Here is a 14,055-nt window from a genome sequence, read left to right as displayed (position 1 = left end):
AGAAGGAGATGGACATGTCCGTGATTAAAATGGCTGATTTAGATTTAGCCGGCAAACGCGTGTTAATCCGCGAAGATTTAAACGTACCAGTGAAAAATGGCGTGGTGACGTCAGACGCGCGTCTGCGCGCTGCACTGCCAACCATCGAACTGGCGCTCAGCAAAGGCGCTAAAGTCATGGTTTGCTCGCATTTAGGCCGGCCGGAAGAAGGCGTTTATGCCGAAGAGTTCTCGATGCAGCCGGTGGTGGATTATCTTAAAAACGCATTAAAAGCACCGGTGCGGCTGGCGAAAGATTATTTGCAGGGTGTCGATGTTGCCGCCGGTGAAGTGGTGGTGTTTGAGAACGTGCGCTTTAACAAAGGCGAAGGCAAAAACGACGAGACTTTGTCAAAGCAGTTAGCTGCACTTTGTGATGTGTTCGTGATGGATGCATTTGGCACTGCGCACCGGGCTCAGGCCACTACGCACGGCGTAGCGAAGTTTGCACCTGTTGCCTGTGCCGGTCCTTTGTTAGCTGCAGAGCTTGAAGCTTTAGCCGCTGCGCTGAAAAATCCGAAGCGGCCACTGGTGGCGATAGTCGGTGGCTCAAAGGTGTCGACTAAACTGACAGTGCTGGAGTCGCTGTCCGGTATTGTCGATCAGCTGGTTGTTGGTGGTGGCATCGCCAATACCTTTATTGCGGCAACGGGCGCGACTGTTGGCAAATCTTTATATGAAGCTGATTTAATTCCGGAAGCGCAGCGCCTGATGGCTGCGGCAAAAGCCAATGGCGGCAATATTCCGGTACCAACGGATGTAGTAACCGGCAAAGCCTTTGCTGAAGATACCCCGGCAAGCCTGAAAGCGGTCGGTGACATTGCGGCCGACGACATGATTTTTGATATCGGCCCGGACAGCACTGCGGCGCTGGTTGAGCTCTTAAAGTCAGCCGGTACTATCGTCTGGAACGGCCCGGTCGGTGTGTTTGAATTTACACAGTTTGAAGCTGGTACTAAAGCAATTGCGCAAGCCATAGCGCAGAGCGATGCCTTTAGTATTGCCGGTGGTGGTGACACGCTGGCCGCCATTGATAAATACGGCGTTGCTGACCAGATCTCCTATATTTCTACCGGTGGCGGTGCTTTCCTCGAGTTCTTAGAGGGAAAGACCTTGCCAGCAGTTGAAATTCTTGAACAACGCGGCAAAACCGCGTAAAAATGATGTTATAAAACAGTCTGTTCGCCGAAACATCTTAATAAGCCGGCAGATATTGACCGGCAAAGCCAGCGCAAAAGCGCCGGGTTCGGTGACAGCTCTGAAACTGACCCTACAAAAAGTGAGGATTTCATGGCTCTTATCTCGTTACGTCAGATGTTGGATCACGCTGCAGAATTTGGTTACGGCGTCCCTGCATTCAACGTCAACAATCTTGAACAAATGCGCGCGATTATGTTGGCAGCTGATGCCACCGATAGTCCGGTGATTGTGCAGGCGTCTGCCGGTGCCCGCAAATATGCCGGCGCTCCATTCCTGCGGCATTTAATTTTGGCTGCAATTGAAGAGTTTCCGCATATCCCGGTGGTGATGCACCAGGACCACGGCACTTCGCCGGCCGTGTGCCAGCAGTCGATTCAGCTGGGTTTTTCGTCGGTGATGATGGATGGTTCATTGCGCGCAGATGGTAAAACGCCGGCTGATTACGACTATAACGTCGATGTAACCCGTCGCGTTGTTGAAATGGCGCACGCCTGCGGTGTTTCCGTCGAAGGTGAGTTAGGTTGTCTCGGCTCATTGGAAACAGGTGCTGCCGGTGAAGAAGACGGTATCGGCGCTGATTGTGTACTCAGCCACGATCAGATGCTGACTGATCCGGAAGAGGCTGCCCAGTTTGTCAAAGCTACTGGTGTCGATGCGCTGGCGATTGCTTGTGGTACCTCACACGGCGCTTATAAATTCAGCCGGCCGCCAACAGACGATATTCTGGCGATTGATCGGATTAAAGCCATTCACGCCCGTATCCCGGATACACATTTAGTGATGCACGGTTCGAGCTCAGTGCCACAAGACTGGCTGGCAGTGATCAATGAATACGGCGGCGCAATTCCGGAAACTTATGGCGTGCCGGTCGAACAAATTCAGCAAGGCATCAAATTTGGCGTGCGTAAAATCAACATCGATACTGATTTGCGTTTAGCCTCCACCGGTGCGATCCGCCGTTTTATGGCACAGCACCCGGCGGAATTTGATCCACGCAAGTATTTACAGGAATCTGTCAAAGCTATGATGGAGATCTGTAAAGACCGCTACCAGGCATTCGGTTGTGCCGGGCAGGGGTCGAAAATCAAAGCCATTTCTCTGGAGAAAATGGTGAAGTTATATGATTCGGGTAAATTAACGCCGAACATTAAATAAGCAGAAAAATGAATGTTCTATTAAATTTTCAAGACAGAAATTTAAGCGATACATTCCGGGTAATTCTGTAAGCGAATATTGCAGTGAAACAGGTCTGGCTGGCTGTCTTTGTTATATTGACAACCACTGGTTTTGCTGCAATGATGCGGGCGGTTTACCCTCTAACCAGGTCATTCTTTTTTACAAGTTTGGCCTTCAAAATACAGGTTACGTTAATCAGCAATTATTGGTTGGGAACTATGTCTAACAATAACATTCGTAAAAACCTGATCGCATCGGCAATCGTTGGTGCTTTCATGTTCGGTGGCGTTGCTCAAGCAACGACTCTCGCAGAAGTCACCAATACCGGTGTCCAGGCTGCTAAAGCATCTGCAGCTTCTCAGGAAAAAATCAACAACATCTATGATCAGTCTCAGGAACTGCTGGCGGAATACCGCTCACTGGTTGAACAGACTGAAAACCTGAAAGTTTACAACGATCACGTAAACACTCTGGTTGCTGACCAAAATGCTCAGCTTGCTTCTTTAGACAAGCAAATTGGTACTATCGAAGGTACTAAACAAGGCATCGTTCCTCTGATGTACAAAATGGTCGACACGCTGGAAGCTTTTATCAAAGCTGACATGCCAATCGACATCACCAAGCGTTTAGAGCGCATCCAGCGCCTGCGCGATGTGCTGGGCAATTCAAACGTGAACACGTCTGAAATGTACCGCCTGGTGATCGAAGCGTACCAAATCGAAAAAGATCTGGGTACTGCCATGGTTACTTACACTGACAAACTGAACGTAGATGGCACAGATATCTCTGTAAACTACGTATACGTTGGCCGTGTTGCTCTGTTAGCTCAGACACTGGATGACAAACGCGCGTGGATGTGGAACAAAACCACAGCAAAATGGGATGAACTGGGTCCTGAATACCTGGAATCAACCAAGTTAGCGATTCGTGTTGCGGGTAAACAAGCTGCCCCAGAATTATTAAAACTTCCAGTGTTAGCAGCGGAGTAAGAATAAATGAAGAAAGTGTTTAAAGGTTTAATGATTGCAGCTGCTGTGACGATGTCTGCCGGCGTTTGCTTAAACGCTGCTGCTGACACGGCTAAACTGGACCAGCTGTTAGAACAAGTTAAGAAAAACCGTTCTGCTGATGCCAAACTGGATGCTGCCCGCGAGCAGGAATTCCTGTCTGACCGTGCTGACAAACAAGCTTTACTGAGCAAAGCAAAAGCTGCTTTCGCTGCTGAAGAAGCGCGTGGCAAGTCTCTGACTCAACAGTTCGCTGACAACGAAGGCAAACTGGCTGCGAAAGAGCAAGAACTGCAAACTGCACAAGGTACACTGGGCGAAATGTTCGGTATCGTTCGTGGTAACGCCACTGAAACTATCGGTTCTATCGCTACTTCAAACATCAGTGCACAGTATAAAGGTCGTGAAGAGTTACTGAAAAAACTGTCAGTAGCAAAAGAGCTGCCAACTATCACTGAACTGGAAGAACTGTGGATCGCTCTGCAAACTGAAATGACTGAGTCTGCAAAAGTATCTAAGTTCGACGGCAACGTTGTAAACCTGGATGGTACTTCTGCTCAGGCTAACGTTGTACGTGTTGGTTCTTTTGTGCTGATTTCTGACAACGGTTACCTGGTATACAACGCTGATACCAAAGAAATGCAACCACTGGGCAAACAGCCAGAGTCACACATCCTGTCTGACGCTGCTGCGTTCAAAGGCGCTGCTGCCGGCGAAGTGAAACCAGTATTCATCGACCCAACAGGTGGTAACCTGCTGCGTCTGAAAACTCAGGAAGCTTCTCTGGAAGACCAGTTCCACCAAGGTGGTTCAGTAGGTTATGTAATCACTGCATTACTGATCCTGGGTCTGATCATCGGTGTAATCCGTTATATCGCTCTGTCTAGCGCTCAAGCTGGTATCAATTCACAGCTGAAAAATCTGAGTGCACCTTCAGAGAAAAACGCTCTGGGTCGTATCCTGAAAGTTTACCATGACAACAAAAAAGCTGACGTGGAAAACCTGGAACTGAAACTGGACGAAGCCATCATGCGTGAAACGCCGTCTATCGAAACGGGTATCGGTTTACTGAAACTGATCGCTGCGGTTGGTCCTCTGCTGGGTCTGTTAGGTACAGTAGTTGGTATGATCGGTGCGTTCCAGATGATTACTCTGCACGGTACTGGCGACCCGAAAATCATGGCTGACCAAATCGCAATGGCGCTGGTTACTACAGTTCAAGGTCTGTTATGTGCTCTGCCAATGTTGTTCGTTCACGCGCTGTTACAGTCTAAATCAAACTCAATCCTGCATATCCTCGATGAGCAAAGCACTGGTCTGATTGCTGCTCACGCGGAGAAGGAGAAAGCATAATGCATAGCCTGATAGAGCTTTGGGAATCTGTCAGGGATTTTATCGCTACCGGCGGCAGCGTTTTATATATTGTCGCCTTCGTGCTCTTTGCGATGTGGGTGTTGATCATAGAGCGCTTTTGGTTTGTGACCCGGGATTATCCAGTCTTACGCGACAAAATCGTGTCTGAGTGGAATGCCCGGACTGACACAACCTCTTGGTATGCACATAAAATCCGTGATGCGTGGGTATCTGAAGCCTCAGCCAAGCTGACTCAGCGCATGAACGTCATCAATACTTTGATTGCCGTTTGTCCGATGGTTGGTTTGTTAGGCACAGTAACCGGGATGATTGCAGTGTTCGAGATTATGGCACTGCAAGGAACCGGTAACCCGAGACTGATGGCGGCAGGTATTTCAATGGCAACAATTCCGACAATGGCCGGTATGGTTGCATGTTTATCTGGCGTTTTCGTGGCGTCCAAATTGGAAGGTAAGATCAAGTCAGCGATCCACGAATTGGCTGACAGCTTACCGCATCATTGATAGAGAGTAATTTATGGCACGTAGAAATAAACGTGAAGCCGAAGAAGCTGCAATTGACTTGACGCCAATGCTGGACGTTGTATTCATCATGCTGATCTTCTTCATCGTAACCACTTCTTTCGTCAAAGAAGCTGGTATTGATGTAAACCGTCCAAAAGCGGCCAAAGCACAGTCTAAACCTTCAGCAACTATTTTCGTTGCAGTCCGTGCAAACGGTGAAATCTGGTTGGACAAACGTGCAGTTGACGTTGAGCGTGTTGGCGCGACAATTGAAAAATTGTTAGCTGAATCACCAACGGATACAGTTATTGTTCAGGCCGACAAAGAAGCGAAGCACGGTGTGGTCGTTTCTGTAATGGACCAAATTAAGCTGGCAGGTATTGAGAAGATCTCAATCGCGGCGGAGAACAAGTAATATGGCCCGGTTATTACTTTCACTCTTAGTCGGTGCGGTAATAACGTTTTTCCTGTATGTGCTGATGGCGTACCTGGTTGATGCAGATGATACGTTCAGCAGTGCGAAGAAGGAATCTATCGTTATTGAGATAAACTCGACGCCGCCTGAGTCTAAAGCTCAGACCCGGACTCGGGTACCGCCACCGCCACCGCCACCACCGCCAGAGCCGCCAAAGCAGCAGGTAGTGCAGGAAGCTTCTAGTACCGACGCAGGTACTATCGGTTTCAACGCACCGACTGTTGATGTAGGTGGAGTCAGCGGCGGTATCGGTGACCCGGCAAGCGCCATGATGCGTGATGGTGACGCAACGCCAATCGTTCGTATCGAACCGAAGTATCCTGTACAGGCTGCTCGTGACGGTATCAACGGTTGGGTAAAAATGCGTTTCTCTATTATGCCGGATGGTTCTGTAGACGAAATTGAAGTGGTTGATGCTGAGCCGAAGCGGGTATTTGACCGCGAAGCAATTCGTGCATTAAAACGTTGGAAGTACTCACCAAAAATCGAAAACGGTCAGGCCTTAAAGCAGACCGGGATTATGGTGCAGTTAGACTTCAACCTTGATAATGCCGGAGGTTAAGTATGAAATTTAACAAACTTACATCTGCGTTGATGGTGTTTGCTGCAGTGGGCGTTGCCGCGCTGCCAGTGAGCTCTGCGTTCGCAGCTCCGGACGCAGCTAAGATTGCTGAGCGTAAAGCGAAGAAGTCTCAGGCTGTCGGCGAAAAAGTTGGTAAAGCAATCGGTAAAGCTTATGAGCTGTATGGCCAAAATAAAGTCGGTGAAGCACTGGCATTATTAGAGCCAATCGAAGCGTCAAACACCTTCGATAAAGCTTATTTAGATAAATTTATCGGCCAGCTGTACATCGAGAAAGATCCGTCTAAGTCATTAAATTACATGATTAAAGCGGTCCAACCTGATGTACTGGGTTTTACTGACCAGGCGACTCTGCTGCGTAACATCGGCGACTTAAGCCTGATGGCGAAAAAGTACGAGCAGGCGATCACTTACTATAACAAGTGGTCTGATTTCACCGGTGAAATGGACGCAAACGTTGATTTGCGTATCGCTAATGCGTACTACGAAATGAAGCAGTATGCGAAAGTAATTGCACCGGCTGATCGTGCTATTGAACACTCGAAGACGCCGAAAAAAGAGCCGTACCAAATGAAGTTCGCTTCATACTACGAGCTGAAGCAGACCAAGAAAGCGATTGAAGTATTGGAAACTATGTTGCCAATCTTCCCGAATGAGAAGCAGTCTTGGGTTATGTTAGGCCAGTTCTACTCTGTAGACGAGCAGTACGATAAAGCGTTAGCAATTATCGATATGGCTTATAAGCAGGGTTTATTGAAGACAGAAAACGAGATTAAACTGCTCGCGAACCTGTACAACAATAACAACGTGCCTTATAAAGCCGCTGCATTGCTGGAAAAACATTTAACTGCTGGTTTGCTGAAAAATGATCGGGCAATCCTGATGAGTATCGCAAGTTCATACTCTTCGGCCCGTGAGTTCGAAAAGGCAGCCAAGTTCTATGGTATGTTAGGCGCTAAAGAAAATGACGGTGATGCTTATCGTCGTCAAGGTGATGCGCTGGCGATGGCGAATAAAAACGCTGAAGCTGCTACTGCGTTACAAAAAGCTTTAGAAGTCGGTACCAAAGATAAAGGTAAAGTGCACGTTTCTTTAATCGGCGCTTATTTCTATCAGGGTAAAATGCGGGAAGCCTACCAACATGTTCAACTGGCTCGCCAGAATGGACAGGAAAAGATGGCTAACTCATGGGGCCCATACGTGAAAGAACGCGCTGAGAAGAAAGGCATTAAGCTTTAAGCTCAGACCTTAAAAAACCCGCCGACTGGCGGGTTTTTTTATGTCCTGCATTTATTCTGCGAAACTAATAATGTTGGCTTCAACTGCTAAGTAGATAACAGGCTCTGGAGTTCATCAACTAAAGCGCTAATGTGACTGCTCACAAACAATAAAAAAGGGCTTAATAAGCCCCTTTTATGTTCGCATGGTGTCACTGCTCTTCAGTGAGTGCGGCACCGGGGTGTTCGTTATCCTGTGGCCGTAAATCCAGCATTTTGTATTTATCGATCAATGAATACAGGGTGGGGCGCGTCACACCCAGTAAATCTGCCGTTTTTGACAAATTGCCATTAGCAACATTAAACGCATGACGTATCGCCTGTGTCTCTGCCTGTTCCCGGACTTTACGCAATGTTGGTAAGGTGTTGGGCTGGTTAGAGGTGATAAGGCCAAGGTCCTCGGCGCTGATAAACTTTGTATCAGCCAGGATCACTGCTGATTTTAATTTGTTTTGCAGTTCACGAATGTTGCCGGGCCAGCGATGCCCTAACATGGCGTTAATAGCGTCCTCGGTAAAACCTTGGATATTCGTATTAAATTCTGCATTAAAGCGATGGAGCAGGGCCTTGGCGATGATGACGATATCATGGCCACGATTGCGTAACGGTGGAATATTCAACGTGATTTCGCTGACCCGGTAGAATAAATCCTCGCGGAAGCTTTGTTCTGCGACCATGTCGGCCAGATTACGGTGTGTGGCGCATACGACGCGCACATCGACTTCAATCTCGGTCCTTCCTCCAACTCTTTCGATGACCCTTTCTTGCAGAAAACGCAGCATTTTTGCCTGCAGTGCCAGCGGCATGTCACCAATCTCGTCGAGCATCAGCGTACCGCCATTCGCGGTTTCGATTTTACCTAAAGTGGTTTTATGTGCACCGGTGAAAGCGCCTTTTTCATAACCAAATAACTCGCTTTCCAACAGGTTATCGGGGATTGACGCACAGTTAATCGCAACAAAAGGTTTATCTGCGCGTGGGCTTTGCTTATGAATCGAGCGGGCAAACACTTCTTTACCAGTGCCAGACTCGCCGAGCAATAACGTCGTGATTTCGGTCGGCGCAATCTTCTCAACCATCCGGCAGGCTTTTTGAATCGATTCGCTGTTACCGATAATGTCTTGTTGTTTGTATGCAGTAGCTTTAAGGACCCGATTTTCCGTTTCGATATCACTGAGCTTGAATGCTCGGGCGACAATGACATTTAAAACGTCGACATCAATAGGTTTTTGATAGTAGTCATAAGCTCCGAGCGAGATAGCTTGTAAAGCATGTTCAGTATCTGTGCTGCCCGTGATCACTATGACTTTGGTATTTGGATTATGCTGCAGGATCTCGGTCAGACAAGCCAGGCCTTCAGAGGCATTGGTTGGATCAGGCGGCAGGCCAAGATCAAGGGTTACAACTGCAGGTTCGTAGCGACGTAATTGCTGTAACGCCGACGGGCGGTCCTCGGCAAAAACTACTTCATAGTCAGTCAGACTCCATTTGAGCTGCTTCTGTATGCCAAGATCGTCATCAATTGCGAGTAATGTTTTCATACAACATTCCGTGTATCAGTAAGTTGGTTTAGTGTAAAGGAAGCAAAATCGTAAAGGTAGTCCCTTGGTTAACCGTGCTGTCGACCAGTAGTTGACCTTGCTGCTGTTGTACAAAGGTCTGCGCATCATACGCGCCAATTCCCATGCCCGCATTGCCTTTTGTGGTATCAAAGGGTTTAAACAGACGGTTTCGGATAAACTCTTCAGTCATACCACAACCCGTGTCTGATATTTGGATACAGAGCTGGTCCTGCTCAGAACGGACTAATACTTCCACCTTGCCGTCGTCCGCAGTTGCCTGTTGGGCATTATCGATCAAATGGTACAACACGTTGGCGAATCGTTCTGCGTCTATGGTCAGCAGATAATCGGAATCAAGCTGCAGCGCCGGCGTAGGCAGGGTGCTGCTGCAACGCTCTTTAATCAAGGCTTCGAGGAGCGGTGCTAATGCGGTTTTTTTAACATGCTCCTGACCGCTTTGTTTGTTGGTTAGCTGCGCCAGCATATTTTGTAAGCGACTTTGCATGGCTTCGATAGTGGCAAAGGCATCATCGACGAATTCCGGGTTGTGGCGGTGTTTCTGCGCATTCTTTAACAGCATATCGATTTGCGCTTTGACATTTTTTAAGTCGTGCACCACAAACGCCGACATCCGGCTAAAAGCAACAAACTGTGCGTTTTCAGACAGCGCCTTACTGGCTTCATCCATAAACAGATAACTGGCAATTTGCTCTGTGACTGCATTGAGATAATCGCGTAATTCCCAGTTCAGCCTCAGCTTTTCGTTGACCAAACTATGTAGCAGACAAAAGCCCCACAGCTGATTATTTTTCAGGATAGGGATCAGGATGCTAAACGATGGCAGTTGATTCTCGAGCACTCTGCTCAGCTCAGCGATAACCGGGTCTTTTCTGTCGCTGAAGTCGAGTAGCCACTGTTTATTTTTCTGTTCAGCAGCGACTAGTGCCAAGGCTTTACGCTCAGTTTCTGCGATCGTCAACTGACCTTTGCTCGCCAACAACTGGAACTGGTCATGCTGCCATTTTACCAAAGCGCCATGGCTGTAACCGATGGCTCGGCACCAGGCATTCAGACAGACCTGCGCGGTATTTTCCCTGGCAAACTCAATTTGTTTCAGTTCGCGGGTTAATTCAACCCACTTTTCCCGATAATCAAAGGTGTTAGCAAAAAAGTGTTTTTCAATAAAAACCCGGCCTTTGCGGCGCAAGCCATCGGAAAAGAACAAAGTGCCAAGCACCGCGGTGCCAATGACGACAAATACCACCTGCAACAAAGTGGTCCAGTTGCCACCGATATAACTCAGGTAATAACCAACAACCGCCAGTAAACAAAGATAGATACCGGCTGCCAGTACTAAAGAACTTTGCAGGACTATGTCTCTGGACACATAAACGTTGATGCCCCAGGACTTCACCCGTTTTACCGCAACCACTAAAAACGGCAGCATAAATAAATGGATAAAACCACGTGCCTGCCAGGTTTGTTGATTGATTTTACTCAGCAGTGCCGCTTCGGCCAGCAAGTAGAAATCAAGCAGCAGGCAAATCCCGATCGCGATAATCAGCGGTTTAAATTGCCACTTTTGCGCGCCGGACTGCCGGTATAAAGTTTCGACCATCGCCAGCATCGTGATCACCAGCAATAAGGTTCCCATCAGACGCAAGCCGGCCGTGGCAATCACAAAACTGCCAAACAACAACCAGCTGACCAGAATGGCCAGAGTCAGACGGACTTTTTTAACCGCAAACCATTGGCGCAGCGGGATATCGGTTTTGCTCAGCGCGGACAGTAAAAACATCAACAGAAAAGATTTTTGGATCGTTTCAATGGCAAAGGAGGTGTCAGACACAAAGGTCAATTGTTGCGTGGTGCCGTTGAAAATGGCCCAAAATACCGAAAACACTGTATAGGCCGACAACAACGACTTTTGCGACGTTTTATTGCGGACCGTCAGCTGCAGGGCAAAGAACAGCAAATATCCGAGCGCTGCTAGCAGAAATCCTGTTTGACCCGGAGACAATTCAATAAGCATAACAAGGCCTTAAGGTTGGAGTTGTTGCAACAGCTGGTGCAGATGCTTCACCGGGATCGCATATGAAATGCCGCTGGGGTCACTCAAAACGGCCTCTTTGGACTTTTTAATCAATACCATGTTGATAATGCCAACCACTGCACCGTTGTCCTGGCGATATAACATACTACCGCTATTGCCTGGATAGGCGGTGCCGTCTAACTGATAAATCAGAAAAGGGTCACGCATTTGTCGCACACTGGCTGCACTCAGTGTCTGACTATGATCCGCCGGAATGACAATAGGCGTCACGGCACTGAGCAAAGCCCGGTGCGTCGCGGGGTAAAGTCCAAGCACGCCGGTGATCGGATAGCCGGTAAATGCCAGTTCAGTGCCTTCGGTGATATATTCAGCATCAGCGAGTTTGACTGCAGGCAGTTTCTCATCAATTTCCAGCAAGGCCAGATCATGCCGGGCATCGGTACGTGTTTGTTTAATCTGGTGAACTCGCGGTTGCTGACCGTGACCAGATAACACGACATAGGCTTCGTTTTTGGCAATGTCTGCTGGGGTACTGATTACGTGATAATTCGTCACCACGACGTTACCGGGCCCGACAACGAATCCTGAACCCAGCAGTTTTAAACGGGGAGCGGCGGTTGGATTATATAAAGCAATTGCGACGACTGAAGGTTTGAGCTGTGTGATTAACGCTGGTAAGTCAGCCGCAGCGTGCGCTCGTGTAAATGTGGTTAATAACAATAGTTTAATTAAGATTAACCAACGGCTGTGTGTTGAAAGTTCCATTCGTGACAGGCTCGATCCATGCTGGACTAAAATCGAATTCGCATCTTTATTAAATTGGTACATACTGAAACTCTCAGTTCAGTGGCAGATGCATGATGTCTTGGTGGCCAGTATGACACAACTGCAATCACATGAAATAGTGCCGATTTTTTCCGGCGGCGGTACCAGACTGCCCTGTTATGTCGGGATCTTAAAAGCATTAAATGACCTTAATCTGGACTTCCGCAGTCTGGTTGGGGTGTCCGGTGGCAGTATTGTTGCGGCCATGGTTGCTGCCGGAAAATCGATTGACCAGATGAAGAATCTGGCCCTGCATACTGATTTTAAACAGTTTCGTGGTTTCTCCCTGATGAACTTAATCCGTACCGGTGGTTTGTCCAGTGGTGATACTTTTGAACGCTGGATGGACGAGCAGTTGGCCGGAGCCCGTTTTTGTGATTTGGTACTGGATTTGCACGTGCTTGCTACGGATATAAACGGTGGTGGCCCGGTTGTGTTTAACAAAACCCGTACACCGCAGATGAAGGTCTCTGAGGCTGTGCGGTATTCAATGTCAATTCCTTTGCTGTTTTCATTCAAGACTTTTGAGAATCATGTGATGGCTGATGGCGTGATCCTGGCTGAGGATGCACTGCATCAGGATTGGTCAGGGCGCAATGTTCCGGTGGTCTGTTTCCGGCTGAAAAGCGAAGGTGAAGATAAACCGATCAGCAGACGTAGACTATTTCCGCTCGTTTCATATATTCTCATGTTAATTCAAACGTTTATGAACGCAATGTCGCGTGAGTATGTTCATGCGCAATACTGGCATAACACTGTGCTGATCAATACCGGCGATGTCTCGTCAGTTGATTTTGCGCTGCCGGTGGGGAAAAAAGAGGAACTCTTGCGCCAAGGCTATGATACAACGATGCAGGTGATCCCGCATAAACTCGGATGGATTTGCACAGATATTGCCGCAAATCAAAGAGAACGGTGTTTTGGATTGTCATAGAGTCGGGATTTTCTATACTAGAAAAGGACCTGATATCAGCAGTAACAGGTGCAGTAACAGAGACGCAAGTGACTGCTGAGGCATAAGGAAAGAGGGTCGCACCGCTATGGCGGGTGACAATCTCAGTTGAACATTGAGGATATTGCCAGGTTTTTTATGAAGCATTTAAAGAAATTACAAGATCTGCCCATCGTCGGGAACCTGGTTAAAAAGGCCATCGGAGTGATGGTCAGTAATAACGCGAGTAATATTTCCAAGCATTTTTCCCAGTTTTTACAGCCACAGCTGGCACTGACCGAAGAGTTAAAACAACAAGTCTACAATGTGCGGCACCAGGTCTATTGTGAAGAGCTGAAGTTTGAAGCTGAGCGGCCGGATCGGGTTGAAGTTGATGATTTCGATGCGCATTCCATTCACTGTTTTGTCAAACATATGTCCTCTGGCAACATGGCCGGGACTGTGCGTTTGATTACGTCATCGAACGAAACTGAGCTGTTACCCATCGAAAAATTCTGTCTGCATTCGATCACTGACCATGAGTACAGTCCGGCGGCTTTTCCACGCAATAAAATTTGCGAAATCTCGCGATTAGCAGTGCTTGAGCAATTCCGCCGCCGTGAAATAGATAAATTTAAAGGCGCCGCGACAGGTGCAATTAACGTCGAAGCTTATTCCGAAAATGAACTGCGTTGCTTCCCGTATATCGCGATTTGTCTGTATTTTGCCGCTGCGTCGACGGCATTTCATGCTCACAAAGAACATGCCTTTGTTATGATGGAACCACGTTTGGCTCGCAGTCTGGCTTTTGTTGGGATCAAGTTCCATCAGATTGGTCCGGTGATCGAATACCACGGCAGACGTGCGCCGTTTTATATTAACAAACCGATGTTATTTGATGGACTCTCGCCGGGTTTTAAACGCTTGCTGCGGGAAATTGAAAAATCATTAGCAAATTCGGTGAAAGATCACGGTTTTGTCAATGGGCCGCTGGAGCCAGTGAAAGAGACGACAAAAATAATTTCTGCGCAACATTAAGCGAAGTTGCGGCG

General features: G+C 47.9%; 13 protein-coding genes. 10 read left to right on the top strand and 3 right to left on the bottom strand.

The features are described from left to right. The first annotated feature begins 14 nt into the window (after nucleotides 1-14). From ABNT34_RS13930 to ABNT34_RS13895, 8 genes are all read left to right on the top strand, one after another. The gene (locus ABNT34_RS13930; protein WP_348732624.1) at nucleotides 15-1,196 is read left to right on the top strand and encodes a phosphoglycerate kinase; all 1,182 of its coding nucleotides are present in this window, start codon (nucleotides 15-17) and stop codon (nucleotides 1,194-1,196) included. Between the two features lie 132 nt (nucleotides 1,197-1,328). Continuing rightward, nucleotides 1,329-2,393 (top strand): class II fructose-bisphosphate aldolase, encoded by a 1,065-nt coding sequence (fba, locus tag ABNT34_RS13925; RefSeq protein ID WP_348732622.1) that lies wholly within the window; start codon nucleotides 1,329-1,331, stop codon nucleotides 2,391-2,393. Nucleotides 2,394-2,476: 83 nt separating this feature from the next. Continuing rightward, complete coding sequence (locus ABNT34_RS13920; protein ID WP_348732620.1) at nucleotides 2,477-3,403, top strand: DUF3450 domain-containing protein; 927 nt, start codon at nucleotides 2,477-2,479, stop codon at nucleotides 3,401-3,403. Nucleotides 3,404-3,409: 6 nt separating this feature from the next. Next, complete coding sequence (locus ABNT34_RS13915; RefSeq protein WP_348732618.1) at nucleotides 3,410-4,774, top strand: MotA/TolQ/ExbB proton channel family protein; 1,365 nt, start codon at nucleotides 3,410-3,412, stop codon at nucleotides 4,772-4,774. Beyond that, the gene (locus ABNT34_RS13910) at nucleotides 4,774-5,298 is read left to right on the top strand and encodes a MotA/TolQ/ExbB proton channel family protein (protein ID WP_348732616.1); all 525 of its coding nucleotides are present in this window, start codon (nucleotides 4,774-4,776) and stop codon (nucleotides 5,296-5,298) included. The genes ABNT34_RS13915 and ABNT34_RS13910 overlap by 1 nt, the downstream gene beginning before the upstream one ends. A 13-nt stretch (nucleotides 5,299-5,311) precedes the next feature. Next, nucleotides 5,312-5,713 (top strand): biopolymer transporter ExbD, encoded by a 402-nt coding sequence (locus ABNT34_RS13905; protein WP_348732614.1) that lies wholly within the window; start codon nucleotides 5,312-5,314, stop codon nucleotides 5,711-5,713. 1 nt (nucleotide 5,714) lies between these two features. Then, nucleotides 5,715-6,335, top strand: a complete 621-nt coding sequence (locus tag ABNT34_RS13900; RefSeq protein WP_348732612.1) for an energy transducer TonB — start codon at nucleotides 5,715-5,717, stop codon at nucleotides 6,333-6,335. Between the two features lie 2 nt (nucleotides 6,336-6,337). Next, nucleotides 6,338-7,594 (top strand): hypothetical protein, encoded by a 1,257-nt coding sequence (locus tag ABNT34_RS13895; RefSeq protein ID WP_348732610.1) that lies wholly within the window; start codon nucleotides 6,338-6,340, stop codon nucleotides 7,592-7,594. Between the two features lie 190 nt (nucleotides 7,595-7,784). Here the strand turns inward: ABNT34_RS13895 and prsR are convergent, their stop codons facing one another. The 3 genes from prsR to ABNT34_RS13880 are packed head-to-tail and all read right to left on the bottom strand — an operon-like array spanning nucleotide 7,785 to nucleotide 12,075. Beyond that, complete coding sequence (gene prsR / locus ABNT34_RS13890) at nucleotides 7,785-9,173, bottom strand: PEP-CTERM-box response regulator transcription factor (protein ID WP_348732608.1); 1,389 nt, start codon at nucleotides 9,171-9,173, stop codon at nucleotides 7,785-7,787. Between the two features lie 28 nt (nucleotides 9,174-9,201). Then, the gene (gene prsK / locus ABNT34_RS13885; protein WP_348732606.1) at nucleotides 9,202-11,226 is read right to left on the bottom strand and encodes an XrtA/PEP-CTERM system histidine kinase PrsK; all 2,025 of its coding nucleotides are present in this window, start codon (nucleotides 11,224-11,226) and stop codon (nucleotides 9,202-9,204) included. A gap of 9 nt (nucleotides 11,227-11,235) precedes the next feature. Then, nucleotides 11,236-12,075 (bottom strand): serine protease, encoded by an 840-nt coding sequence (locus ABNT34_RS13880; RefSeq protein ID WP_348732604.1) that lies wholly within the window; start codon nucleotides 12,073-12,075, stop codon nucleotides 11,236-11,238. A gap of 49 nt (nucleotides 12,076-12,124) precedes the next feature. Here ABNT34_RS13880 and ABNT34_RS13875 point away from each other — a divergent pair, with 49 nt between their 5' ends. Next, nucleotides 12,125-13,006, top strand: coding sequence for a patatin-like phospholipase family protein (locus ABNT34_RS13875; RefSeq protein ID WP_348732602.1), 882 nt, complete (start codon nucleotides 12,125-12,127; stop codon nucleotides 13,004-13,006). 156 nt (nucleotides 13,007-13,162) lie between these two features. Continuing rightward, nucleotides 13,163-14,041, top strand: coding sequence for a PEP-CTERM/exosortase system-associated acyltransferase (locus tag ABNT34_RS13870; protein ID WP_348732600.1), 879 nt, complete (start codon nucleotides 13,163-13,165; stop codon nucleotides 14,039-14,041). Nucleotides 14,042-14,055: the final 14 nt, after the last annotated feature.

This window comes from Rheinheimera texasensis, from assembly GCF_964031785.1.
GTDB classification, from domain to species: Bacteria; Pseudomonadota; Gammaproteobacteria; order Enterobacterales; family Alteromonadaceae; genus Pararheinheimera; species Pararheinheimera texasensis_A.
Note: the sequence above shows the minus strand (reverse complement) of the source record. Positions and strands in the feature narration are given on the sequence as shown.

Coding starts and splice junctions, on each gene's coding strand:
- ABNT34_RS13930 (WP_348732624.1), top strand. CDS start 15: ATGTCCGTGATTAAAATGGCTGATTTAGATTTAGCCGGCAAACGCGTG.
- fba (WP_348732622.1), top strand. CDS start 1,329: ATGGCTCTTATCTCGTTACGTCAGATGTTGGATCACGCTGCAGAATTT.
- ABNT34_RS13915 (WP_348732618.1), top strand. CDS start 3,410: ATGAAGAAAGTGTTTAAAGGTTTAATGATTGCAGCTGCTGTGACGATG.
- ABNT34_RS13910 (WP_348732616.1), top strand. CDS start 4,774: ATGCATAGCCTGATAGAGCTTTGGGAATCTGTCAGGGATTTTATCGCT.
- ABNT34_RS13905 (WP_348732614.1), top strand. CDS start 5,312: ATGGCACGTAGAAATAAACGTGAAGCCGAAGAAGCTGCAATTGACTTG.
- ABNT34_RS13900 (WP_348732612.1), top strand. CDS start 5,715: ATGGCCCGGTTATTACTTTCACTCTTAGTCGGTGCGGTAATAACGTTT.
- ABNT34_RS13895 (WP_348732610.1), top strand. CDS start 6,338: ATGAAATTTAACAAACTTACATCTGCGTTGATGGTGTTTGCTGCAGTG.
- prsR (WP_348732608.1), bottom strand. CDS start 9,173: ATGAAAACATTACTCGCAATTGATGACGATCTTGGCATACAGAAGCAG.
- prsK (WP_348732606.1), bottom strand. CDS start 11,226: ATGCTTATTGAATTGTCTCCGGGTCAAACAGGATTTCTGCTAGCAGCG.
- ABNT34_RS13880 (WP_348732604.1), bottom strand. CDS start 12,075: ATGTACCAATTTAATAAAGATGCGAATTCGATTTTAGTCCAGCATGGA.
- ABNT34_RS13875 (WP_348732602.1), top strand. CDS start 12,125: ATGACACAACTGCAATCACATGAAATAGTGCCGATTTTTTCCGGCGGC.
- ABNT34_RS13870 (WP_348732600.1), top strand. CDS start 13,163: ATGAAGCATTTAAAGAAATTACAAGATCTGCCCATCGTCGGGAACCTG.